General features: G+C 55.7%; 21 protein-coding genes, 1 tRNA gene and 3 pseudogenes. 20 read left to right on the top strand and 5 right to left on the bottom strand.

Translation table 11 applies throughout. The features are described 5' to 3' along the window. Nucleotides 1-227: pseudogene (locus ACYQ3S_RS14690) on the bottom strand (MATE family efflux transporter); the annotation flags it as partial. Between the two features lie 225 nt (nucleotides 228-452). Between ACYQ3S_RS14690 and ACYQ3S_RS14685 the strand changes: the two are divergent. The 4 genes from ACYQ3S_RS14685 to ACYQ3S_RS14670 all read left to right on the top strand — a co-directional run bounded on the left by ACYQ3S_RS14685 (nucleotide 453) and on the right by ACYQ3S_RS14670 (nucleotide 3,463). After that, nucleotides 453-908, top strand: a complete 456-nt coding sequence (locus tag ACYQ3S_RS14685; RefSeq protein WP_459690064.1) for a MarR family winged helix-turn-helix transcriptional regulator — start codon at nucleotides 453-455, stop codon at nucleotides 906-908. A 398-nt stretch (nucleotides 909-1,306) separates the two neighbouring features. After that, entirely contained in the window at nucleotides 1,307-1,564 is a 258-nt protein-coding gene (locus ACYQ3S_RS14680; RefSeq protein WP_459690063.1) for a hypothetical protein, read from the top strand. Between the two features lie 4 nt (nucleotides 1,565-1,568). Then, nucleotides 1,569-3,218: a DUF4368 domain-containing protein gene (locus tag ACYQ3S_RS14675; RefSeq protein ID WP_459690062.1), complete on the top strand. Its 1,650-nt coding sequence runs from the start codon at nucleotides 1,569-1,571 to the stop codon at nucleotides 3,216-3,218. Nucleotides 3,219-3,389: 171 nt separating this feature from the next. Continuing rightward, nucleotides 3,390-3,463 (top strand) — tRNA-Gly (locus ACYQ3S_RS14670). Between the two features lie 81 nt (nucleotides 3,464-3,544). On the opposite strand, the gene ACYQ3S_RS14665 is transcribed toward ACYQ3S_RS14670, so the two are convergent. Continuing rightward, nucleotides 3,545-3,958, bottom strand: a complete 414-nt coding sequence (locus ACYQ3S_RS14665) for a putative ABC transporter permease (RefSeq protein ID WP_459690061.1) — start codon at nucleotides 3,956-3,958, stop codon at nucleotides 3,545-3,547. A gap of 123 nt (nucleotides 3,959-4,081) precedes the next feature. Between ACYQ3S_RS14665 and ACYQ3S_RS14660 the strand changes: the two genes are divergently transcribed. From ACYQ3S_RS14660 to ACYQ3S_RS14645, 4 genes are all read left to right on the top strand, one after another. After that, the gene (locus ACYQ3S_RS14660) at nucleotides 4,082-4,930 is read left to right on the top strand and encodes a glycoside hydrolase family 25 protein (RefSeq protein ID WP_459690060.1); all 849 of its coding nucleotides are present in this window, start codon (nucleotides 4,082-4,084) and stop codon (nucleotides 4,928-4,930) included. Between the two features lie 257 nt (nucleotides 4,931-5,187). Further along, nucleotides 5,188-6,084 (top strand): 4Fe-4S dicluster domain-containing protein, encoded by an 897-nt coding sequence (locus ACYQ3S_RS14655; protein WP_459690058.1) that lies wholly within the window; start codon nucleotides 5,188-5,190, stop codon nucleotides 6,082-6,084. A gap of 106 nt (nucleotides 6,085-6,190) precedes the next feature. Continuing rightward, entirely contained in the window at nucleotides 6,191-7,075 is an 885-nt protein-coding gene (locus tag ACYQ3S_RS14650; protein WP_459690057.1) for a hypothetical protein, read from the top strand. Nucleotides 7,076-7,111: 36 nt separating this feature from the next. Further along, entirely contained in the window at nucleotides 7,112-8,893 is a 1,782-nt protein-coding gene (locus tag ACYQ3S_RS14645; RefSeq protein ID WP_459690056.1) for an S-layer homology domain-containing protein, read from the top strand. A 65-nt stretch (nucleotides 8,894-8,958) separates the two neighbouring features. Here ACYQ3S_RS14645 and ACYQ3S_RS14640 read toward each other — a convergent pair whose 3' ends face one another. Together ACYQ3S_RS14640 and ACYQ3S_RS14635 are read right to left on the bottom strand one after the other, a co-directional pair. Beyond that, nucleotides 8,959-10,938 (bottom strand): fructose-1,6-bisphosphatase, encoded by a 1,980-nt coding sequence (locus tag ACYQ3S_RS14640; protein ID WP_459690055.1) that lies wholly within the window; start codon nucleotides 10,936-10,938, stop codon nucleotides 8,959-8,961. Between the two features lie 115 nt (nucleotides 10,939-11,053). After that, nucleotides 11,054-11,794, bottom strand: a complete 741-nt coding sequence (locus ACYQ3S_RS14635; RefSeq protein ID WP_459690054.1) for a tRNA 2-thiocytidine biosynthesis TtcA family protein — start codon at nucleotides 11,792-11,794, stop codon at nucleotides 11,054-11,056. 264 nt (nucleotides 11,795-12,058) lie between these two features. On the opposite strand from ACYQ3S_RS14635, the gene rplM reads away from it, so the two are divergent. The 11 genes and pseudogenes from rplM to ACYQ3S_RS14580 form a co-directional block, all read left to right on the top strand. Further along, a complete protein-coding gene (gene rplM, locus ACYQ3S_RS14630; protein ID WP_054326722.1) occupies nucleotides 12,059-12,487 on the top strand; it encodes a 50S ribosomal protein L13 in 429 nt (142 codons plus the stop codon). 15 nt (nucleotides 12,488-12,502) lie between these two features. Next, nucleotides 12,503-12,910: a 30S ribosomal protein S9 gene (gene rpsI, locus ACYQ3S_RS14625; RefSeq protein ID WP_054326723.1), complete on the top strand. Its 408-nt coding sequence runs from the start codon at nucleotides 12,503-12,505 to the stop codon at nucleotides 12,908-12,910. 448 nt (nucleotides 12,911-13,358) lie between these two features. Beyond that, nucleotides 13,359-14,180 carry a ParA family protein gene (locus ACYQ3S_RS14620; RefSeq protein WP_325257262.1) on the top strand — a complete coding sequence of 274 codons (822 nt, stop codon included), beginning with the start codon at nucleotides 13,359-13,361 and terminating at the stop codon, nucleotides 14,178-14,180. Beyond that, nucleotides 14,137-15,072, top strand: coding sequence for a ParB/RepB/Spo0J family partition protein (locus tag ACYQ3S_RS14615; RefSeq protein WP_291243762.1), 936 nt, complete (start codon nucleotides 14,137-14,139; stop codon nucleotides 15,070-15,072). Before ACYQ3S_RS14620 ends, ACYQ3S_RS14615 begins: the two co-directional genes overlap by 44 nt. Before the next feature lie 11 nt (nucleotides 15,073-15,083). After that, complete coding sequence (locus tag ACYQ3S_RS14610) at nucleotides 15,084-15,356, top strand: DUF5720 family protein (RefSeq protein WP_337602577.1); 273 nt, start codon at nucleotides 15,084-15,086, stop codon at nucleotides 15,354-15,356. 29 nt (nucleotides 15,357-15,385) lie between these two features. Continuing rightward, nucleotides 15,386-15,571 (top strand): hypothetical protein, encoded by a 186-nt coding sequence (locus ACYQ3S_RS14605; protein WP_291243760.1) that lies wholly within the window; start codon nucleotides 15,386-15,388, stop codon nucleotides 15,569-15,571. A 66-nt stretch (nucleotides 15,572-15,637) separates the two neighbouring features. Further along, the gene (locus tag ACYQ3S_RS14600; RefSeq protein WP_291243759.1) at nucleotides 15,638-16,525 is read left to right on the top strand and encodes a DUF6017 domain-containing protein; all 888 of its coding nucleotides are present in this window, start codon (nucleotides 15,638-15,640) and stop codon (nucleotides 16,523-16,525) included. A gap of 38 nt (nucleotides 16,526-16,563) precedes the next feature. Continuing rightward, nucleotides 16,564-17,331 (top strand): BRO family protein, encoded by a 768-nt coding sequence (locus ACYQ3S_RS14595; protein ID WP_291243758.1) that lies wholly within the window; start codon nucleotides 16,564-16,566, stop codon nucleotides 17,329-17,331. 86 nt (nucleotides 17,332-17,417) lie between these two features. Further along, nucleotides 17,418-17,918, top strand: coding sequence for a PcfB family protein (locus ACYQ3S_RS14590; RefSeq protein ID WP_291243757.1), 501 nt, complete (start codon nucleotides 17,418-17,420; stop codon nucleotides 17,916-17,918). After that, entirely contained in the window at nucleotides 17,915-19,744 is a 1,830-nt protein-coding gene (locus tag ACYQ3S_RS14585) for a VirD4-like conjugal transfer protein, CD1115 family (protein ID WP_459690052.1), read from the top strand. The genes ACYQ3S_RS14590 and ACYQ3S_RS14585 overlap by 4 nt, the downstream gene beginning before the upstream one ends. A 210-nt stretch (nucleotides 19,745-19,954) precedes the next feature. Further along, a pseudogene (locus tag ACYQ3S_RS14580) lies at nucleotides 19,955-20,083 on the top strand (Maff2 family mobile element protein); the annotation flags it as partial. Nucleotides 20,084-20,237: 154 nt separating this feature from the next. Here the strand turns inward: ACYQ3S_RS14580 and tet(40) are convergent. Then, the gene (gene tet(40) / locus ACYQ3S_RS14575) at nucleotides 20,238-21,458 is read right to left on the bottom strand and encodes a tetracycline efflux MFS transporter Tet(40) (RefSeq protein WP_002578914.1); all 1,221 of its coding nucleotides are present in this window, start codon (nucleotides 21,456-21,458) and stop codon (nucleotides 20,238-20,240) included. A gap of 478 nt (nucleotides 21,459-21,936) precedes the next feature. On the opposite strand from tet(40), the pseudogene ACYQ3S_RS14570 reads away from it, so the two are divergent. Continuing rightward, a pseudogene (locus tag ACYQ3S_RS14570) lies at nucleotides 21,937-22,063 on the top strand (plasmid mobilization protein); the annotation flags it as partial.

The following is a 22,063-nucleotide window of genomic DNA, read 5'->3' as shown; positions in this document are numbered from 1 at the left end:
CCTACTGAAAAAATTGTGCTGACAGCCTGAATTACAAGAAATACTGGAAAAGCTAAAGAAATGGCTCCCAGTTGGATAGGGTCGTCGAGTAAACCTATAAAAAAAGTATCTGTTAAATTATAAAGTACAGAAATCAAACTGCTTACAACTGTTGGTATTCCAAGTTTGATAATAGCCTTTGGAATAGGTGCGTTGCTCATTAGTTCAATGTTTTTATCCTGTCCCACAAAAGTTCCTCCTATCTACTTGTTTTTTTAACAAAGGTTGTTTATAATACAACCAAAATGATTGCCTAAAAATAAATATATCATTTTTATAATAGTTGCATTTATGACACTATTATATTATAGCAACTTTTCTCCTGCTGTCAAGATATATTTGTCTTTCATATCATTTTTAGAATGACAGGTCACTTTATGTAAATTTAGGCTCGAAAGTTAGGGGGCTTTTCAATGGAAACGAAAGAAATAAGAGAAAAAATATTAGTTCTATTACCGCACTGGAATTATAGAATTGTTAGACCCGTTAAGCAGTTATTAGAGGACGGTATCAGTCTTGAAATGTACTATTGCCTTTTAACCCTCCGGTGGGGTGGAACCATGACAATGTCCGATTTTTCTCGTTATGTTCAAATACCCAAACATCAAATGAGTAAAATGTCTAACAGGCTTTATGAACAACAATTTATAGAACGTATCTATGATGAAAAAGACCGGCGTGTTATTCGTATAAGACTTACCGATAAGGCTCTTGAATACATGGATAATTTTGTCAATGAGAATACATCTTGTTTTCAAGAATTATTAGAACAAATGGATAAGGAAGAACGAGAGAATTTCGGAAAAGCGATTGACACGTTGTTTTCTATATTTTCAAAACTGGCACTTGATGAAGCAGAAAAAAAATAGCGCCTTTGCAAATGGATATGGCAAAAAGAGCAGTACCAAGATACGGCTTCAAGGCTTTTGGCGTAGCACCGGCAAACTAAATAGATTTTAGAAAACGTTGTAATTTTTGAAGATTACAGCGTTTTTCTTTTGTTCTGATTTGGCATTTTCAAAACTTTTCCGTATTAAGTAGTGAAGAAGAAAATTTGAAAAATCTCTCTCAAAACTTTGGCAAAATCGTCCTGTGCAGTGTTGTAGGTAATGAGAGGGAAATCAAGAGGGTTTGGGACACTTCCCAACAAGCAAAAATCGCCCGCTGTCGGCAGACAGAAAACGGACGATTTTACGGAAAGGGTACCCCTTTCCTATGCTTGCTATTCAGTTTTCACTTCAACAAACTACGAAAGGACGGGAAAGGAATGGAAAAGAAACGAGATATTGAAAATAAGGGATTTATGCCACAAAAGGGCAATCCTCTGCATGAAACAGTTACTTACAAAATCGGCGGCACGATTTTTGAAGTGTCAACGATTTGCGGTGGCTCTGAACCGCTTTATAGCAAAATGGAAAGGCTCATAAAAGCGGAATCCGTCAAAACGCCTACTGACAAAGAAAAAGAAGTCCGCTATAATGAAGATAGCGACCTGTTTGTCGGGCGTTCATTACAGGAGGAATGAACACATGACAACGACGAAAAACTATCCCGACAACATTACCGCTTTATATGCAAGGCTTTCTCAAGAGGACGCTCTGGACGGAGAGAGTAACAGCATAGCAAATCAAAAGAAAATCCTGCTCAAATATGCAACGGACAACAGTTTTCCTAATCCTACATTTTTCATTGACGACGGCGTTTCGGGCGTTACGTTTGACAGACCGGGTTGGAATGAAATGATAAGGCTTTCGGAAGCCGGAAAGGTCAAGACGGTTATCGTCAAGGATATGTCCCGCATGGGGCGCGATTATCTGAAAGTCGGCTACTACACCGAGAGTTTCTTTGCCGAGCGTGACATTCGCTATATCGCAATCAATGACGGAGTAGACAGTGATAAGGGCGACAACGATTTTACCCCTTTCCGTAATCTGTTCAATGATTTTTACGCACGCGATACAAGCAAGAAAATCCGCGCGGTCATGCGGGTAAAGGGCAACGCCGGAGAACATCTTTGTACTAATCCGCCCTACGGATATATGAAATCCCCAGACAATAAGAAAGAGTGGATTGTAGACGAGGAAGCTGCCGCTGTGGTAAAGAGGATTTTTGCTTTGTGTATTGCCGGAAAAGGACCCATGCAGATAGCAAAAGTGCTGACCGCGGACAAGGTGTTGACAGTCAAAGCCTACTATGCAAAGCGTGACGGAAAGGCTATGCCGGATAATCTCTATCGTTGGGATTACAAATCCATAGCGGGGATATTGGAACGCCCGGAATATACAGGGTGTACGGTCAATTTCAAAACCTATTCCAAATCCCACAAACTGAAAAAGCGTCTGCAAAATGCGCCGGAAAATCAACGGATTTTCCTCAATACCCAACCTGCTATTATCGAGGAACAAATATTTGAGAGGGTGCAGGAATTAAGAGCAAACAAACGCCGCCCTACAAAGACAGGACGGCAAGGCTTATTCTCCGGCTTGCTTTATTGCGCTGACTGCGGCGAAAAGCTGTACTTTTGCACGACAAACAATTTTACACCCAAACAAGAGCATTATGTCTGCTCCAACTACAAGAGCAATACAGGCACTTGTTCCGCGCATTTTATCAGAGAAGAAACCTTAAAGCTGTTCGTCCTGCAAAGGATATTTGATGTAACGGCTATGTTCTTTGATGATATACAGAGCTTTCAAAACATGGTTTATCAGCAGAGATTTGAGGTGGCGGAAAAGGCAGTAAAGCGGAAAAAGAAAGAATTAGAACAGGCAAAGAAACGGATTGCCGAACTTGACCGTATTTTCAAGCGGATTTACGAGGACGACATCAACGGCACAATCAGCCACGAGAGATTTTTGAAGCTGTCCGCCGAGTATGAAGCGGAGCAAAAGGAACTGACAGAGTTTGTCAAGGCAGAGCAAGCTGCCGTTGATACCTACGAACAGGACAGGACGGATTTTGACAGCTTCGCCGCCGTTATCCGCAAGTATGTGGGAATACGGGAACTAACGCCTACTATCGTCAATGAGTTTGTAAAGAAAATCATTGTCCACGCGCCGGACAAGTCCAGCGGACACCGCAGACAGAAAATTGATATTGTCTGGAACTTTATCGGGGAACTGGGACAGGACGAAGACAAGCAGACTATTGAACGGCAGAGAAAAAGCAGAACGGCATAGCCTACGCTATGCCGCCCTGCAACAAGATTAAATTACTTCTTTATGGGTGTGTGCGTTTCCCCCGCTCTTTTTTTATCCGCCGCCCTGCCGGCCGCCTCCCCCAAATTTCATTTCGTTTCAATCCGGCTCTTGACAAACGGCGCGCCGGCGGTTACAATAAAAGCGTTATCCGCGGGTGTAGTTCATCGGTAGAACGGCAGCTTCCCAAGCTGCATAGGTGGGTTCGACTCCCATCATCCGCTCCATATCCCGAAAGGCCCCCCTGAAAACAGGGGGGCCTTGTTTTTAACGGTTTGCCTGCTCGGCGCCGGTCGGGACGCGTCCGCTTACCGCCATACCGCTATCCATATGCGGTCCGCCAGGGCGTGCAGCCCGTCCTCCAGCCTTGCGGCCACGGCGCTCAGCAGCAGCCAGGCCAGGCTGTAGGGCAGGCAGATCTGCCCCATAAAATTGAGGGGCATATCGCTGTAATCCCACACATTCCATCCCAGCCACCGGTTTACGATCAGTCCCGTCGCCAGCTCCAGCAGCGTCACCGCCGCGGCGCCGGCCACAGCCTGCGCCCAGAGCGGCGGCGCGCAGCCCTGCCGCTCGTTGAGCCGCCCGATCATGACAAAGCACACGCCGCCCAGCAGCAGCATGGTCGGATGGCTGCGGCCGCGCCACAACACCTCTATCCCCATATAGACCAGGCCGCCCAGCACGCCGAACACGGCATGCTCCACAACCGACCGCTTCATTCCTTCTCCCTCCTGCCGCCTGTCTGACCGCCTGACCGTCGAAATCCGGCGTTTTTTAGTGGAAAAACAAAATTTCCTGTGGTATAATGCCTTATATCCTAACCAATGCTTCAAGGAGTGTCTATGAGTCAGCCTCTTTACCCACGCCGGCCGCAGCGCCGCGCGAAAAAAACCAGACGGCTGCTGCTGTTGGCGCTGGCCGCTGTTTTCCTCGTGTCTACCGCAGTAACCATATTCGTGGCATACCGCGCCCACCACAGCATCATCAAAAACACGCTCGGCCTGCGCAATATCCAGGTGGATCATGTCCTGCTGCAGACAGGCAGCCCGTTCTATACATATGCGGACAGCGGGGAAAATATTATCGCCTCGCCGGGCATCGACGTTTCCACCTTCCAGGGCGAAATCGACTGGCAGGCGGTCAAGGCAGCGGGCGCGGAATTCGCCATCATCCGCGCCGCCTACCGCGGCTATGAAACCGGCCGGCTCGTGCCGGACGATACGTTTGAAAAAAATATCCAGGGCGCCGCGGACGCCGGCCTGCAGGTGGGCGTCTACCTTTACTCCCAGGCCCTGAACGAGGCCGAGGCCGAGGAGGAGGCCGATTACCTGCTCGATTTGATCCGCGGCTATCCGGTCGGGTATCCGGTCGTGTACGACCAGGAGGAATATACCGCGGGCCAAACGCGGACGGACGGCCTGAGCGGCGAACAGGCGACGCTGAACGCGCTCGCTTTCTGCCGGCGCATTTACAAGGCCGGCTATCTGCCCATGATCTATGTCAATACCGACTGGGCGCACAATATGTATGATATGGAAAAGCTCGACCACTATCCGGTCTGGTATGCGGACTATACGACAAGCCCCTCCCTGCCGGGCGGCTTCGCCATGTGGCAGTACACGGACGAGGGCCGGATTTCCGGCATCGAGGGGCCGGTCGACCTGAACCTGCTGTTCCTGCCCGCGGAATGAACCTCCGGCAAGCCAGCCTCCTGCGGAGGCTGGTTTTTCATGGAACCCCCAATTATGGGAGCCTGTGCCGTAAAAGGCTGATATTACCACGCCTGCTTGAGATTATAATTGCTATCCCCGCATAATCCTGTTACAATAAAAACAAAGACAGTGTGCGGCCCTTTCCCACGGGCCGGCGGGCTTTCCCGCCGTACCGCCGCGTACCGGCGCGGCGCGCCGCACAGCGCCCCAACCGCATCAGGACAAGGAGGAATATTATGAACACAGCGGGTACGATCCCCTCTGCCGAGGATATCAAGCGCGTCAAAGGGCTTGGCTTCCTGCGGGATAAGAACACAAAGGATTGCTTCAACGGCCGCGTCATCACCCGCAACGGTAAGATCACCGCCGCGGAAAGCCGCGCGATCGCCGAAGCCGCCGAGCGCTTCGGCAACGGCGAAATCGCCATGACCACCCGCCTGACCGTCGAGGTCCAGCATGTCCCCTATGACAATATCGAGCCGATGCGCGCGTTCCTCAAGGAGCACGGCCTGGAAACCGGCGGCACCGGCCCCAAGGTCCGGCCGGTCGTTTCCTGCAAGGGTACAACCTGCCAGTACGGCCTGATCGACACCTATGCGCTCTCGCGCGAGATACACGACAGGTTTTTTATCGGCTGGCACGAGGAGCGCCTGCCGCACAAGTTCAAGATCGCGGTCGGCGGCTGCCCGAACAACTGCGTCAAGCCCGACCTGAACGACATCGGCATCATCGGCCAGCGCGTACCCGCCCACGATATGGACAAGTGCCGCGGCTGCAAGGTCTGCCAGATCGAAAAGGCCTGCCCGATCGGCGCCAGCAAGCTGGGCGACGGCAAGCTGGATTTCAACAGTGAGGCGTGCAACCACTGCGGGCGCTGCTACCAGAAGTGTCCGTTCGGCGTGGTCGGCGCCAAGGTGCAGGGCTATGCGATTTATATCGGCGGGCGCTGGGGCAAGCGCACCGCTATGGGCCGCAAGCTCGACCGCATTTTCACCGATAAGGACGAGGTGCTCGCGGTCATCGAACGCGCGCTGACGCTGTTCCGCGACCAGGGCCGGCAGGGCGAACGCTTTTCGGATACCATCGCCCGCCTGGGCTTTGAAACCGTGCAGCAGCAGCTTCTCGCGGACTGAGCTTCCCTGTTTTTTCGGGCTTCCCCCAAGCATCCTTTTCTTTTGCCGCGTGGTATGCTATACTGTATGGCAGTTGGAAATCACAGACCGGCGGAGAGGAGAGCTCATGTTCAAAAGAAAAAATAAACCGGCAAAAGCGGAAATCGCGGTAGAGACGCGCAGACGGGTGCGGCGTCGGCTGACCATCCGCGGCGTGCTGTCCTTTTTTATCATTCTGACGTTCATCCGTTCGGCTTTCATGCACCGTTATGAGAACATGTTCGTGGCGCTGCTCGCGCTGATCCTGTTCTGCGTACCCGTGCTGATTGAGCGCAGCCTGGCGATCGATATTCCGCCTGTGATGGAGGGGATCATCTACTGCTTTATCTACGCGGCGGAAATACTGGGCGAAATCAACTCGTTTTATACGATTATACCCGGCTGGGACACCATGCTGCACACCATCAACGGCTTTCTGGTCGCGGCGGTCGGCTTCTCCCTGGTCGACCTGTTCAACCGGAGCGAGCGGTTTTCCTTTAAGCTGTCGCCGCTGTTCCTGGCGATCGTGGCGTTCTGCTTTTCCATGACGGTTGGCGTTTTGTGGGAGTTTTTTGAATTCGGCATGGACCAGTTTTTCGGAACGGATATGCAAAAGGATTTCCTCGTCCACACGGTCAATTCCGTGTCCCTCAACCCCACGGGCCTCAACACGGTCGTGCATGAACCGATCGAGAGCCTGATCGTCAACGGGAAAGACTGGATGCAGTTCCCAGGCGGCTATCTGGATATCGGCCTGATCGACACGATGAAGGACCTGCTGGTGAATTTTGTCGGCGCGGTTATTTTTTCCGTGATCGGGTTCTTTTACGCCAAGACCCGCGGCAGGGGGAAGCTGGCGGCGTCGCTCATCCCCATCGTGCTTGATCCGGAGGACGTGGAGCAGCAGGATAAAACGGAAAAAACACAAAAAAACACGGGAGACAGGGAACCGGACGGCGGCGGCTCCGTCTAATACTCCAGAGAATCAGGAAAGGGGAATCCCAAACACATGAAAAAAAGACTGACCGCGGCTTCGCTTGCGGCGCTGATGGCGGTGACAACACTGCCGATTTCCGCATGTGCCGCCGCCTCGAATGAAACAGACGGCGCGCCTGTGCCGCAGCTCAATACGGCCGACCACATGCAGTATATGAACGGCTATTCGGACGGCACGTTCCGGCCGGATATCCCGATCATCCGCGCGGAGGCGTGCCAGCTGATCGCTTCGCTCCTGACCACAAAAGCGGCAAACGGGGATCATCTGTTCACGGATGTGGACGTTTCCGCGTGGTACGCGGACGCGGTGCGCCAGATGGCCGGCTTCGGCCTGGTGAGCGGCTATGCGGACGGCACGTTCCTGCCGGACATGGCGATCACCCGCGCGGAGTTCGTCACCATCCTCGCGCGCTTCCCGCATGACGATATCGGCACGGAGCGGACGTTTGCCGACGTACCCGCCTCCCACTGGGCGCACGGCGCGGTGCAGACCGCGCTGGCGCAGGGCTGGATCTCCGGCGACCCGTCCGGCCTGTTCCGGCCGGACGACCCGATCACCCGCGCGGAAACCGTCGCCATCCTCAACCGCGTGCTGGGCCGCGCGGGCGACGCGGTGACGGCCGCTACCAGCGAGGGCATCCGCATCATGCCGGACGTGCCGGATACGCACTGGGCTTATCTGGACATGCTGGAAGCGACCACGGACCACGAATATGAGATAACCGACGGGATCGAGAACTGGACCAGCTTTGACAGGGAGGTTTCCGGTCTGGCGGAGGGCTGGCAGAACATAAGCGGCATGCTGTTCCATGTCAACGCGGACGGGCAGTTTGACCACAACGTGGTGATCGACAATCTGGAGCTGGACCGCAACGGCCGCTACACGACCGGCTCGGAGGAGCTGGACCGGCTGCTCGCCCCGGCGGTGGGCAACGTGCTGAAGGACGGATTGACCCAGATGGAGCGCCTGAGGGCGGTATACCTGTACGCCAAGGGCTCGTTCGGCTATCTGGGCATTGGCGAGGTCGATACCTCCAAGGCCGGCTGGGAGATCGAGCAGGCGATCAACATGCTTAAAACGGGCAGGGGCAACTGCTACTCCTGGGCGTCCCTGTTCACCTATCTGGCGCGCCAGGTCGGCTATGATGCCCGGGCGGTCGTTGGCACGGGCGTCAGCCCCAAGGGCAGCGAATCGGTACACGCCTGGACCGAGATCACAATCGACGGCACAGCCTACACGTTCGACCCGCAGATCGAAAGCGTTTACGCCGCCCGTTATGACGAATACTACGACCTGTTCATGAAGCCTTACGGCGAAGCGGAATGGGGCTACAAGAAATCCGACGAACCCGAGACGCCGGTGGAGCCGCAGGAGCCGGAGGCGGACGCGGCCCTGGTTTCGCTGATGGAAAAGGTCTATGGCGATAAGCCGTACGGCGGCATGGTCATGCAGGCCCCGCTTTACAGCGGCATGGGCGCGGACGGCATGAGCCGCGGGCTGCAGTGGTACCTCGGCACCGAGGATGTCGCGTTTGAGGCCGGCCTGGCCTCCGAGTCCGCGATCACCTCGCAGGCGCACTCGGTGGTTCTGCTCCGCCTTGCGGACGGTGCGGACGTGGACGCGGTCAAGAGCAAGCTGGCCGAAAGCGTGGACCCGCGCAAGTGGATCTGCGTGGGCGTGGCGGACGAAAACGTCAAGATCGACAGCGTCGGCAATCTGGTCTGCGTAATCATGGATGATGAAAACGCGGACTATTATCTGGAAAATTTCCGCTCGATCGCCGCAGCGGAGTAAGCGTTGCAAAGGAAAAACCGCAGCCGTCAGGCTGCGGTTTTTTGCTGCGCGGGAACGGGCGGCGCTTATTCCGCGCCGCTGTTATCCTCCTTGATCTCGCCGCGCCGGAACGCAGCCAGCAGGTCCTTGAGGTCGTCGATCGTCTGCTGAAGCGCGCGGCCGTTGTCGGTCTCGCTGATGCGGATGCGGTTTTCCGACCGGTCGAACGCCATGGAGGTGGACAGGATATCCTTGTTGTCCCGAATGGCGTTGCGCCTGCCCGGGAACGGCTCGTGCGCCGTGATATGGATGCCCCAGGAATCGTATACCAGCGTATAGCCCGCGATGCCGGTGGTGGGCTGGTACGCGCGGCAGAAGCCGCCGTCAATCACGATCAGGCGGCCGCCCGCCTTGATCGGGCTTTCCCCGTCCTTGGTCTTGACCGGCACATGGCCGTTGACGATATGGCAGTGCTCGCCTTCCAGCCCGAATTCGCGCAGGATGCGCACACACACGGCGTCCTCGTTGTAGAAGGAATAGTAGGGGTTCTTCGGTTCGGCCCAGGTCGCCTGATCGGCGATCAGGCGGCGCTCAAACGTTGCAATATGGTCGCGGCCGAACGAGGGGGAGTTGCGCCCGCACCACAAAAACCACAGGAAATCCTTGCCGAACTGCCGCTCCGGCGTTCCCTCGCGGGCATAATAGCCCTGCCGCGCGGCGGTTTCGCACCAGTCCATCAGCGCCTTGCCGGAAAGCGTTTTCCCGCCGAACGAGAACGTGAGGAATTCGCCCCGATCGTCCATCGGGATGCAGCCGTGGTACAGCAGGTTGCCGTTGAAGCACTTGTACAGCCCGCCCTTGGAATAGAGGAAGCGGATATGGCGCTGGAGCTTTTCGCTGCGCAGGAACGAGTTTTTGAGCTGCGCCATCAGCTCGGCCTCGGCTTCGGACAGGCGGTAGGGGTCGGCAGGGTCGATGGTCGGGAAATCGCAGTCGCGCAGCGGGTAAACGCCCGAGGGGAGCCGCACCGTGCCGCCTGCGAAGTCGATCTTGTCGAGCAGCAGGCGGTCGTCCATGCGGAACGAGGGGTTGCGCATGATGGTCTGGCCCTCCAGCTTGAACTGGATGACCGCGATCGCCTTGTGCATGCGCGCGGCGCGGGTAACATCCACCTTGGACTGCTCGCCCTCCTCCACGGTCTTGGGGAGGAAGCAGGATACGTCCGAGCCGCGGTAGGTTTCATCCGCGAACAGCGCGAGCGGGCGCAGGCTGATGCCGTAGCCGGTTTCGATGACATCCAGATTGTTGTAGGTGATCGAGTTGCTCAGCACGGTTGCGATGCAGGTGCGGCTGCCCGTGGCGGCGCCCATCCACAGCACGTCGTGGTTGCCCCATTGGATATCGACCGAGTGGTGTTCCATCAGCAGGTCCATGATGATGTCCGCGCGCGGGCCACGGTCAAAAATATCACCCACGATGTGCAGGTGGTCGACGACCAGGCGCTTGATCAGGTTGCACATGGAGATAATGAATTCCTCCGCGCAGTCGGTTTCGATGATGGAGGCGATAACCGTGTCGAAATACTCGCGCTTATTGAAGATATCGTTGTTTTTGTTGAGCAGCTCGTTGATGATGTCGCCGTTCCAGACGGGCAGCGCGCGGCGCACCTTGGCGCGCGTGTATTTAGAAGCGCACAGGCGGCAGATTTCGATCAGCCGGCGCAGGGTGATGCGGTACCACTCCGCGCGGTTGGGAGCCGCGTCGGCCAGCTCGGAAAGCTTTTCCTCCGGATAATAGATGAGCGTGGCGAGCCGCGCGCGCTCGTCCGCGGGCAGGGCGTCGCGCAGCACGATGTCCACCTTTTCGCGCACAGCGCCCGAAGCGTTGTTCAGGATATGCACGAAGGCCTCGGCCTCGCCGTGCAGGTCGCTCATGAAGTGCTCGGTACCCTTGGGCAGGCTGAGGATGGCCTGCAGGTGGATGATCTCGCTGCTGGCCGCGCGCACGTTGGGATACTGCTGTGCGAGCAGGCGCAGGTATTTCTGTCTTTCGGTGCGGTTGTCCATGAAAACGCCTCTTTCTGCATGTGGTTTGGTCTGCTTCCAGTATGACATAAAACCGGACGGAACTCAAAGGGATTTGTGTAAAAAATGAAAAAAAACCGCCCCGGGCGGTTTTTTTCTATTTGGGACGCTTGGGGGTGCGCGTGCGGTCGGGCGCCCAGCCCTTCAGCGGGTAGCGCTGGATCGCGCCGAAAATCCGCTCGCGCAGGCCGGGCATGGTCTGTTCAAGGCCTTTGAGCAGGTCCTTGATCTCCTGCCGCTTGGTGTTGCCGTCCGCGGGGCAGGGGTTATGCACGATCGGAAGCGCGTGCCGCGCGGCGAACGAGCGGACATAGTACTCCGGCGTATACAGCAGCGGCCGGATGAGCGTGATTCCCGTGCGGTCAAGAAAGGTCACTGGCTGGAAGCAGGAGATGCGGCCCTCATAAAACAGCGAAAGCATATAGGTCTCCACCACGTCGTCAAAGTGGTGGCCGAGCGCGACCTTTTTGCAGCCGGCGGCTTTCGCGGCTTCGTGCAGCGCGCCGCGGCGCATCTTGGCGCACAGCGCGCAGGGGTTTTCCTCCTTGCGGATATCGAAGATGATCGGGCCGATCTGGGTCGGGATGCGGATATATTCCACGCCCAGCTCGTCGCACAGCGCCTGGACCGGAGAGAAATCCATCTCCGCGTAGCCCATCTCGAGCGTGATGGCCACGATCTCGAATTTTTGAGGGTAAAACGCCCGCAGCTTCGCCAGCGCGACGAGCAGCGCGAGCGAATCCTTGCCGCCCGATACGCCGACCGCGATGCGGTCGCCCTCTTCGATCATATGGTAGTGGTCCACCGCGCGGCGGACGTAGGAAAGCATTTTCTGCATGATGCGGCCTCGTTTCCGTTGAATACCTATTATTTATATCAGAAAACGCGCGCGGAAGCAAATGCAAAATTTGAAATACAAAGTGAAAAACAGAGAGTATAAGAGAGAAAACGAGAGATAAACGGAGAACAGAGTGGATTGCAGATAAAATTTGAAAAAACCGCTTGACTTGCCGGAAATGATATGTTTTAATAGATATGCTCGCTTGGAGCGCATGAAAATGTTGTCAAATTACTTTTGATATAAAAAACGGAGGAAGAAAACATGTCTACTTTTATGGCTAAGGCAGAGACTGTCGAGCGTAAGTGGTATGTGCTGGACGCCGCGGGCAAGCCGCTCGGCCGCACCGCCGCTACCGCCGCCATGCTGCTGCGCGGCAAGCACAAGGCTGAGTTCACCCCCCATGTCGACTGCGGCGATTTCGTCATCGTGATCAACGCGGACAAGGCGGTCCTGACCGGCAAGAAGCTCACCCAGAAGTATTACCGCCACCACACCGGCTGGGTCGGCGGCCTGAAAGAGGTCCAGTACAAGACCCTGATGGCGGAGAAGCCGGAGTTCGCGATGCAGCTGGCCGTTAAGGGCATGCTGCCGAAGAACTCGATCGGCCGCCAGTCCGCGACCCGTCTCAAGGTTTACGCGGGCGAGAACCACAACCATCAGGCGCAGAAGCCCGAGAACTGGGAAAAGTAAGGGAGGAACCAACTGATGTATACACCTAAGAAAGCTTATTTCTACGGCACCGGCAGAAGAAAGTCCTCCGTTGCCCGCGTTCGTCTGTTCCCGGGCGGCACCGGCGAGATCAAGATCAACAACCGCACGATCGACAACTACTTCGGCCTTGAGACGCTGAAGATGGTCTGCCGCCAGCCGTTTGAGACGACCGGCACCGCCGGCAAGTTCGACGTGGAATGCACGGTTTCCGGCGGCGGCTTCACCGGCCAGGCCGGCGCGATCCGTCACGGCATCGCCCGCGCGCTGCTGCAGGCGGACGCTGAGCAGTACCGCCCCGCGCTCAAGGCGGCGGGCTTCCTGACCCGTGACCCGCGCATGAAGGAACGCAAGAAATACGGCCTCAAGGCTGCCCGTCGCGCGCCGCAGTTCAGCAAGCGCTAAACTTTATCAAAAGTGGTCAAAAACCCCGGAACTACGCGGTTTCCGGGGTTTTTCCTTTTCAAATGGTTTGACGCAATTTGACACAACGAAGCCTGTTTTAACCCATTTTCTATGGGTTAAATGGTGGACAACCACCCCAAAAAGAGGGCTTATGGGTTAAAAAATAGGACAACCGAGACGCGATTTTGAGCTGCCAAGGGAATGTTTATTTATACATCCCTTGGAGGTATTTTTCGTGAAAACGGTTTGTCTGAATCTGACCTAATTTGAATACAACAGAATAAATCTAATCGCCAAGCGCTCAGTATTTTCTACTGGGCGCTTTTTGCGTTTCCGGGGAATTTCATTCCGGGATCAGAAAAGGCCGTCACTCTTTTACAAAAAAAGAAGTGGCGGCTTTTTCTATTTCCAGAACCGAACGCAATCAACAGAAATGAGGTGAAACGCTATGAACACGCAAATCATCGCCGTCGCCAACCAGAAAGGCGGCGTCGGCAAGACGACCACCTGCGCCAACCTGGGGATAGGGCTGGCCCAGGCCGGGAAGAAGGTCCTGCTGGTGGACGCTGACCCCCAGGCCAGCCTGACCATCAGCCTGGGCAATCCCCAGCCGGACAAGCTGCCCTTTACCCTCTCGGACGCGATGGGCCGTATCCTGATGGACGAACCGATACGCCCCGGCGAGGGCATCCTGCATCACCCGGAGGGCGTGGACCTGATGCCCGCCGACATCCAGCTCTCCGGCATGGAGGTATCGCTGGTGAACGCCATGAGCCGCGAGACCGTCCTGCGGCAGTATCTGGACACCGTGAAGGGACAGTATTCCCATATCCTGATCGACTGTCAGCCCTCCCTGGGGATGCTCACGGTCAACGCCCTGGCAGCCGCCAACCGCATCATAGTCCCCGTCCAGGCAGAATATCTGCCCGCCAAGGGCCTGGAGCAGCTGCTGTCCACCATCAACAAGGTCAAGCGGCAGTTGAACCCCAAGCTCCAAATCGACGGCATCCTGTTGACGATGGTGGACAACCGCACGAACTTCGCCAAAGAGATCGCCGCCCTGCTGCGGGAGACCTACGGCAGCAAAATCAAGGTGTTCGGCACCGAGATTCCCCATTCTGTCCGGGCCAAGGAGATCAGCGCCGAGGGCAAGAGCATCTTTGCCCATGACCCCGGCGGCAAGGTGGCCGAGGGCTACAAAAATCTGACCAAGGAGGTGTTGAAACTTGAAAAGCAGCGCGAAAAAAGTAGAGCTGGCATCGGTCGATGACCTGTTCTCCACCGAGGAAAGCCGCGCCGATGCCCAGCGGGAAAAGGTTCTGGAAATTCCGCTCTCGGAGCTGCACCCGTTCAAGGATCACCCCTTTAAGGTCAAGGATGATGAGGCCATGATGGAAACCGCAGACAGCATCCGGCAGTATGGCGTTCTTGTTCCGGCGATTGCACGCCCGGACCCCAACGGCGGCTATGAGCTGGTAGCCGGACACCGGCGGCACCGGGCCAGCGAACTGGCTGGCAAGGATACCATGCCAGTGATTGTCCGGGACCTGGACGACGATGCCGCCACCATCATCATGGTTGACAGCAACTTGCAGCGGGAAAGCCTGCTCCCCAGTGAGCGGGCTTTTGCTTATAAGATGAAGTTGGAGGCCATGAAACGGCAGGCCGGGAGACCCTCCAAAGAAAATGGTTCCCAACTTGGGAACGATTTCGGAAAGAAGTCCAGTGAGCTTTTGGCTGAACAGGTCGGCCAAAGTAAAAATCAGATTTTCCGCTACATCCGCCTGACCGAGCTGATTCCCGAACTGCTGAACATGGTGGATGAGAAGAAAATCGCCGTCAATCCGGCCTATGAGTTGTCTTTCCTCAAAAAAGAGGAACAGCGGGATTTGCTGGACGCGATGGACAGTGAGCAGGCCACCCCCTCCCTCTCCCAAGCCCAGCGGCTCAAGAAATACAGCCAGGAGGGGCACCTGACCCTGGATATGATGCGCGTTATCATGGGTGAGGAAAAGAAAAGCGACCTGGACCGGGTGACTTTCACCTCCGACACCCTGCGGAAGTATTTCCCCAAGAGTTACACGCCGGCCAAAATGCAGGAAACGATTATCAAGCTGCTGGAACAGTGGCAGCGTAAGCGTCAGAGAGACCAGCAGCGGTGAAAGGAGCGCCTATGAGGGATATTTCAGCCCGTGAGCTGAAAGGACACAACATTTTGGCTGTGGAGCGTTTTCGGGACAACACCCGCTGGATGATCGAGTTTTCCGTCCTGCGGACCTGCTCCTACGGCAGCCCCGGTGATGAAATGCGGCTGTTTCTCACGGAGGACGGGTATCAGGCCGCCCTTCTCAGCCAGAAGCGCCGGGAAATCAAAATCAAGCGGTATGCCCATGTTGTGGAAGGGCATATCATCGACTTCAAGTCGAAAAAGAATCGCCACCCGTAAACCACCCCCTACCAAGAAAGGACTGAACTATGTGTACCGTTAAAGACATCCAGGAAGCGATCCGGGAACACTGCCAATCTCAGCAGGACATGGAAAGCGTCGAGATCGACCGGGTGATGCAGCGTCTGCCTTTCGGCACCGCGCAGGACATCTTCTACCGGCCACCTGTGCCGAGGCCGCCCTATGCTTCGCACAGCCGGAAATACAGAATCTGACCGCCGCAGTCTTTTTTTGAAGATTGCGGCTTTTTTCATGCCACAAATGCCGAGAGGAGTGATGAAATGGCCGTTTTTCGCATTGAGCGGACCCGTGATTACACCGTGATGAGCAATCACCATTTACGCAACCGTGCGTTATCCCTAAAGGCCAAGGGACTGCTCTCCATGATGCTGTCTCTGCCGGATGACTGGAACTATACCACCCGCGGCCTTGCAAAAATCTGCAAGGAGGGCGTGGACGCCATCGGCGGTGCGCTGCGGGAGCTGGAGGGTGCCGGTTATATCGTGCGCCATCAGCTGCGGGACCGGCAGGGCCGGATCAGCGACACCGAGTATGTGATCTATGAGCAGCCCCAGCTGCCGGAGACGCCTGGGCCAGATACGGCTGGGCCAGATACGGATTCACCAGATACGGAAAACCCGTATCTGGATAAACCGGATACGGAAAAGCCCGCAGAATTAAATATAGAGAAATCAAATACCCAAAAATCAAAAACTGATCCATCAAGTACCGATTCCATTCCCTTCCGGGGAACAGCGGCGGCCAGGCCGCCGGAACGGAAAGGAAGGGATGCGATGTCGATGGAGGAAATGCAGAATTATCGGGAATTGATTTTGGACAACATCGAGTATGACCACCTGTGCCGGGAGTTTGCCACCTACCGGGAGGATTTGGACGAGATCGTGGAGCTGATCGTGGAAACGGTCTGCGCCAAACGGAAAACCACCCGGATTGCTGGCGGCGACTTCCCCCATGAGGTTGTACGGTCACGATTTTTGAAGCTGGACAGCAGCCACATCGAGTTTGTCATGGAGTGCCTGCACAACAACACCACCGAGGTCCGCAACATGAAGCAGTACCTGCTGACCGTGCTGTTCAATGCGCCCACCACCATGAGCAACCATTACACTTCCCAAGTAAATCACGATATGTATGCAGGCGGCTGGTAAAGGCCGCTTTTTTACTGCATCGCCCAAGGAGGCACGATATGAATCAGATGGAAATTTTCAAAAACCCGGAGTTTGGCAGCGTCCGCGTCATTGAGGAAAACGGCAAGTACCTGTTCTGCGGTGTAGATGTTGCCAAGGCGCTGGGCTATACCAAGCCACAGAATGCTATTGACCGGCATTGCCCCCATGCCCTGAAACGGGGCATAGGGGTCCAGACCGGCAAAAAGGCAGATGGTACGCCCGCCGTACAGATGGTGGAGATGCTTTTTATCCCCGAAGGCGATGTCTACCGCCTGATCGTCCACAGCAAGCTCCCTTCGGCGGAGCGGTTTGAGCGCTGGGTGTTCGATGAGGTGCTGCCCTCTATCCGCAAGCACGGGGCCTACATGACCAAGGAAAAACTGTGGGAAGTCGCCACCTCGCCGGAGGCGCTGATGAAGCTCTGCTCCGACCTGCTGGCTGAGCGGGAGAAAAATGCGGCGCTGCGGGCGGACAATGCCCGACTGAAAGGCAAAGCGGCTTACTACGACCTGTTCATCGACCTGCACCACAGCACCAACCTGCGTACCACCGCCAAAGAGCTGGTCGTGCCGGAGCGGCAGTTTGTCCGGTTCCTGCTGGAACAGCGGTTTGTCTACCGCACCCCCTCCGGCTGCGTGCTGCCCTATGCCAAAAGCAGCAATGAGGGCCTGTTTTGCGTGAAGGACTACTACCGCAACGGCCATTCCGGCTCCTATACCCTGGTAACGCCCAAGGGCAAGCTCTACTTTGCCGATCTGCGTGACCTGATCCTGGTGACAGTATGAGGCACCGGCATCTGCTGCGGCGGCTGGTGGTCCCGCCTTAGTATTCAGACCATCCACTGCATAACCGACGAAGGGAGGCGAGAAAAATGCAGGAGGAAGTAGAAAACAGAACTTTGACGCTGGTAGTCAGCGGCACCAAGTTCACCGGGCGGCTGCTGAAAGCCGCCGTTACCAAGTACATGGCCCACCGCAGGGAGAAAAAGCTGGAAAAGCAGCGCAGCCGGGATTCCCCTGTCACCCCCAAGGGCAAACAGACGGTCAAGCAACTGATCGGCCAGAACCAGGGCGTGTCCAACATCGAGATCAACGACCCCTCCATCAAGGAGTTTGAGAAGATCGCCCGGAAGTACGGCGTGGACTATGCGGTGAAAAAAGACCGCAGCAGCTCCCCACCCAAGTACCTGATCTTCTTCAAGGCCCGCGATGCGGACGCCCTAACGGCGGCGTTCTCGGAATACACTCAGAAGAAGGTCAAGAAGGCAGACCGCAGCGAGCGCCCGTCGGTGCTGGCCAAGCTCAGCCACTTCAAGGCGCTTATCAAAAATGCGGTTGTGGACCGGAACAAGCGGAAGGAGCTGGAACGATGAAGCAGCTGAATGTGAAAAAGCTGGTTCTTCTGAACCTGCCCTATATCCTGCTGGGCCTGTTCGCCACCAACTTCGGGGAAGCGTGGCGGCTGGCTGTGGGGGCAAATGCTTCCGAGAAATTTCTTTCCCTGTTCTCTGTCCTGCCCGGAGCACTGCAAAGTTTCTGGCCCAGTCTGCACCCGCTGGACCTGGCTGTGGGCCTGTGCTGCGGCGCTGGCCTGCGGCTGGCGGTGTATCTGAAATCCAAGAACGCCAAGAAATACCGCCACAATGTGGAGTACGGCAGCGCCCGTTGGGGCACCCATGACGATATTGCCCCTTACATCGACCCGGTGTTCCAGAATAACGTCATCCTGACAAAAACCGAGAGCCTGACCATGAACAGCCGTCCCAAGGACCCCAAGACCGCCAGAAACAAAAATGTGCTGGTGATCGGCGGTTCCGGCTCCGGCAAGACCCGCTTCTGGCTGAAACCGAACCTGATGCAGATGCACAGCAGCTATGTTGTCACCGACCCCAAGGGCACCATCCTGGTGGAATGCGGAATAATGCTCCAGCGGGGCGCGCCCAAGCTGGGCAAGGACGGCAAGCCCATGAAGGATAAGCGCGGCAAGGTCATCTATGAGCCGTACCAGATTCGGGTGCTGAACACCATCAACTTCAAGAAATCCATGCACTACAACCCCTTTGCCTACATCCACTCGGAAAAGGACATCTTGAAGCTGGTCACAACGCTAATCGCCAACACCAAAGGCGAGGGCAAGGCCGGGGACGATTTCTGGGTCAAGGCGGAAACGCTTTTGTACTGCGCCCTCATCGGGTATATCCACTACGAGGCACCGGCAGAGGAACAGAACTTTTCCACCCTGATCGAGATGATTAACAGCATGGAGGTCCGGGAGGACGATGAAGAATACAAAAATGCCGTTGACCTGATGTTCGATGAGCTGGAATCCAGAAAGCCCAACCACTTTGCGGTGCGCCAGTATAAGAAATACAAGCTGGCGGCGGGCAAAACAGCCAAGTCGATCCTGATTTCCTGCGGTGCGCGCCTTGCCGTGTTCGACATCGCGGAGCTGCGGGAGGTCACTTCCTACGACGAGCTGGAACTGGACACCCTGGGAGATCGGAAAACCGCCCTGTTCCTCATTATGAGCGACACGGACGATAGCTTTAACTTCCTGATCTCCATGTGCTACACCCAACTGTTTAACCTCTTGTGTGAAAAGGCCGACGATGTGTACGGCGGGCGGCTGCCGGTCCATGTGCGGTGCCTCATTGACGAGTGCGCCAATATCGGTCAGATTCCCCGGCTGGAGAAACTGGTGGCGACCATCCGAAGCCGTGAAATCTCCGCCTGTCTGGTGTTGCAGGCACAGTCCCAGCTCAAGGCCATCTACAAGGACAACGCCGATACCATCATCGGCAACATGGATACCTCCATCTTCCTGGGCGGCAAGGAGCCGACCACCCTCAAGGAGTTGGCCGCCGTGCTGGGCAAGGAGACCATCGACACCTACAACACCGGTGAGAGCCGTGGGCGGGAGACTTCCCACTCGCTCAACTATCAAAAACTGGGGAAAGAGCTTATGAGCCAGGATGAGCTGGCCGTCATGGACGGCGGCAAGTGCATCTTGCAGCTGCGTGGTGTGCGCCCGTTTTTGTCGGACAAGTACGACATCACCCAGCACCCCAACTACAAGTACACCGCTGACGCCGACCCGAAAAACGCCTTTGACATCGAAGGCTATCTCAAGGCCCGGCTGAAGCTCAAACCCAACCAGGTCTGCGACGTGTATGAGATCGACGCCGCAGCCAATGAATGATGTTCCGCTGTGAAGGGAGTGATCGTATCTATCCGCCTCAACCGCCCCAAAAGGGGCCATCGGCGTACAAAGCGGACGATCTCTATAAAAATAATGAAAAAGGAGGAAGGCCGGAATCGGACCCCGGACACCGGGGCGATTGTCCGGCTTTTGTATGCCTATGAACCATGACTAAAAATCTATTCAAGATGATTCCGGCCAACTTTATTTATGGAATTTTTCAATCAGGCAATCACCGTTCTCCAGACCCTCGTCATTGCCCTGGGTGCCGGTCTCGGCGTGTGGGGCGTCATCAACCTGCTGGAAGGTTACGGCAATGACAACCCCGGCGCGAATGCTCATGTACGGTAAAGTATCACAAGAAAATTATGTCGAATTGACAGCCGCCTCCGCTATACCGAATAAGGAAATAAAGAGTCCTCAAATTTTGCGCTACTAAATGAAGACGAGCGGAAGTAATCTCCCGCTCGTCAGTAAACTTAACTATGCCATATCAATCCCGCTTCTTTCCCGCCACCGGCACTAAGAACAGCGCGGGCAACAGCAGGAAAGCGGTACAGACCAGCCCCCAGGGTATGGACACCTGCTGGGCTACCAGCCCCACAATAGGCCCGCCGATGATCTGCCCGAAAGAGTCCAGCTGTCCGCTGGTGGAAAAGACTGTGGCGCGCATTTTCTCATCCACATGGTCGTTCATCCAGGCGGCCAGCACAGGCTCCTTGATGGTGCGCATAAGCCCCGCCAGCAGGAACACCAACAACATGAACCAAAAGCTCCGCCCCACCGCGAAGAGAACCAGGCACAGGATATACCCGGCGCTGGTGGACATGACCACACTGGTTCGGCTGACAGTCCCTTTTTTCTCCATGCGGGCGATGAGCAACTGAGAAGCCAGAATACCTAAGCCGCTGCCGATAAGACTGATAACACCGAACCAAGTGACGCTGTTCAGCGGCCCGATAACGGGTATTACCGTGTCATCCAGAAAATGAGCGGTGGAGAGCCGGTCAAAGCCTTCACTGGCAAGTCCCCCGCATAGTGTGATTGCTAAGAGCGCCAGCAACACAGGTGCGCCTTTCACAAAGCCCAGGTTGAGCTTGAACAGGCAGACAAAGTCTTTAAGCAAGCCCTGCCGTTCCTCAATAGCAGGGGAGAAGTTGGTTTCTGGCATGATGCGAACCAACACCAGCCCCAACAACAAGCACAAACTGCCCCCCAAGATGACAGGCATTTGCAGGTTTATGTTTCCCAGCAGTGTGCCCAGCACCACGCCCAGAACGCCGCCGATTTGCCCCATTTGACTGCCCCGCAGGAACACCTTGTCTATGGGTTTGTCCTCTTCCTCCGAGGCAATCCACGCCTCCAGAGCGCCGGTGATGAAGGTATCACCGCAACCCCAGACAACCTGGGCCAGCAGAACCGGCGCGAACCACGGTAGCGCACCCTCCATCAGAAAGCCCAGGCCGTAGAGGAACATTCCAATCAGCACCGAGCGCCGACGGCTATACAAATCCGCCACCACACCGGTGGGTATCTCGAACAGAAAGCAGGAGGTCTCCAGAACCGTCCCTACCAGGACAAGCTGGAAAGCATCCAGCTGCACCACCTCCAGGTGGTACACGATGGAAAGCACTGTGGACATAGAAACCGCCAGGGAAAAGACAAATCGGAACAGCAGGTAGACAGAATATGCCTTTGAATTTTTAGCAAACATGAAGTTACATTCTCCTTTACGAATCAGTGGGTTGTTTTGTGAAACAAGCCCGACTGCCGCGCAGGAAGGGCAAACTTCTCAGCCCTTTCTAACAGTGATTTTAGAAAAGGCCTCCTAAAGTGCCCAAAGCGCCGTTAAAAGACTTGTTTCTGTTTTTGCAGTTTGCCATATGAATACCTCCGATACTGAAATTAGAACAACATGGCTGTTCTTCTTCGCGATATTATAGCAAATGGGCTTTGTGTTGTCAATGTAAAGAGAAGCGAGAGCGAGAGCGAGAGCGAGAGCGAGAGCGAGAGCGAGAGCGAGAGCGAGAGCGAGAGCGAGAGCAAGTTTCTACCACGGTGCCAAAATCCGCAATTCTGCGGTTTTGCCCCTCGCGGGAAACTTGTTGGGGAGTGCCTTCCCCAAACCCTGCTATGCGGCTTGCGCCGCTTATCCCCGCCGCGCTCATGCGGCAAGAAAGGAGGTCACGACCATGCGAAAGAAATACAACACGCCCCACCGCAGCCGCGTTGTGAAAACCCGGCTGTCCGAAGATGAATACGCCGACTTCACAGCGCGGCTTGCGCCCTATGGTATCAGCCAGTCGGAATTTCTCCGGC

The organism is Agathobaculum sp. TL06, from assembly GCF_054658635.1.
Note: the sequence above shows the minus strand (reverse complement) of the source record. Positions and strands in the feature narration are given on the sequence as shown.

Bases quoted from the DNA above. Each gene is read 5' to 3' on its own strand.
- ACYQ3S_RS14685 (WP_459690064.1), top strand. From the start codon at position 453: ATGGAAACGAAAGAAATAAGAGAAAAAATATTAGTTCTATTACCGCAC.
- ACYQ3S_RS14680 (WP_459690063.1), top strand. From the start codon at position 1,307: ATGGAAAAGAAACGAGATATTGAAAATAAGGGATTTATGCCACAAAAG.
- ACYQ3S_RS14675 (WP_459690062.1), top strand. From the start codon at position 1,569: ATGACAACGACGAAAAACTATCCCGACAACATTACCGCTTTATATGCA.
- ACYQ3S_RS14665 (WP_459690061.1), bottom strand. From the start codon at position 3,958: ATGAAGCGGTCGGTTGTGGAGCATGCCGTGTTCGGCGTGCTGGGCGGC.
- ACYQ3S_RS14660 (WP_459690060.1), top strand. From the start codon at position 4,082: ATGAGTCAGCCTCTTTACCCACGCCGGCCGCAGCGCCGCGCGAAAAAA.
- ACYQ3S_RS14655 (WP_459690058.1), top strand. From the start codon at position 5,188: ATGAACACAGCGGGTACGATCCCCTCTGCCGAGGATATCAAGCGCGTC.
- ACYQ3S_RS14650 (WP_459690057.1), top strand. From the start codon at position 6,191: ATGTTCAAAAGAAAAAATAAACCGGCAAAAGCGGAAATCGCGGTAGAG.
- ACYQ3S_RS14645 (WP_459690056.1), top strand. From the start codon at position 7,112: ATGAAAAAAAGACTGACCGCGGCTTCGCTTGCGGCGCTGATGGCGGTG.
- ACYQ3S_RS14640 (WP_459690055.1), bottom strand. From the start codon at position 10,938: ATGGACAACCGCACCGAAAGACAGAAATACCTGCGCCTGCTCGCACAG.
- ACYQ3S_RS14635 (WP_459690054.1), bottom strand. From the start codon at position 11,794: ATGCAGAAAATGCTTTCCTACGTCCGCCGCGCGGTGGACCACTACCAT.
- rplM (WP_054326722.1), top strand. From the start codon at position 12,059: ATGTCTACTTTTATGGCTAAGGCAGAGACTGTCGAGCGTAAGTGGTAT.
- rpsI (WP_054326723.1), top strand. From the start codon at position 12,503: ATGTATACACCTAAGAAAGCTTATTTCTACGGCACCGGCAGAAGAAAG.
- ACYQ3S_RS14620 (WP_325257262.1), top strand. From the start codon at position 13,359: ATGAACACGCAAATCATCGCCGTCGCCAACCAGAAAGGCGGCGTCGGC.
- ACYQ3S_RS14610 (WP_337602577.1), top strand. From the start codon at position 15,084: ATGAGGGATATTTCAGCCCGTGAGCTGAAAGGACACAACATTTTGGCT.
- ACYQ3S_RS14605 (WP_291243760.1), top strand. From the start codon at position 15,386: ATGTGTACCGTTAAAGACATCCAGGAAGCGATCCGGGAACACTGCCAA.
- ACYQ3S_RS14600 (WP_291243759.1), top strand. From the start codon at position 15,638: ATGGCCGTTTTTCGCATTGAGCGGACCCGTGATTACACCGTGATGAGC.
- ACYQ3S_RS14595 (WP_291243758.1), top strand. From the start codon at position 16,564: ATGAATCAGATGGAAATTTTCAAAAACCCGGAGTTTGGCAGCGTCCGC.
- ACYQ3S_RS14590 (WP_291243757.1), top strand. From the start codon at position 17,418: ATGCAGGAGGAAGTAGAAAACAGAACTTTGACGCTGGTAGTCAGCGGC.
- ACYQ3S_RS14585 (WP_459690052.1), top strand. From the start codon at position 17,915: ATGAAGCAGCTGAATGTGAAAAAGCTGGTTCTTCTGAACCTGCCCTAT.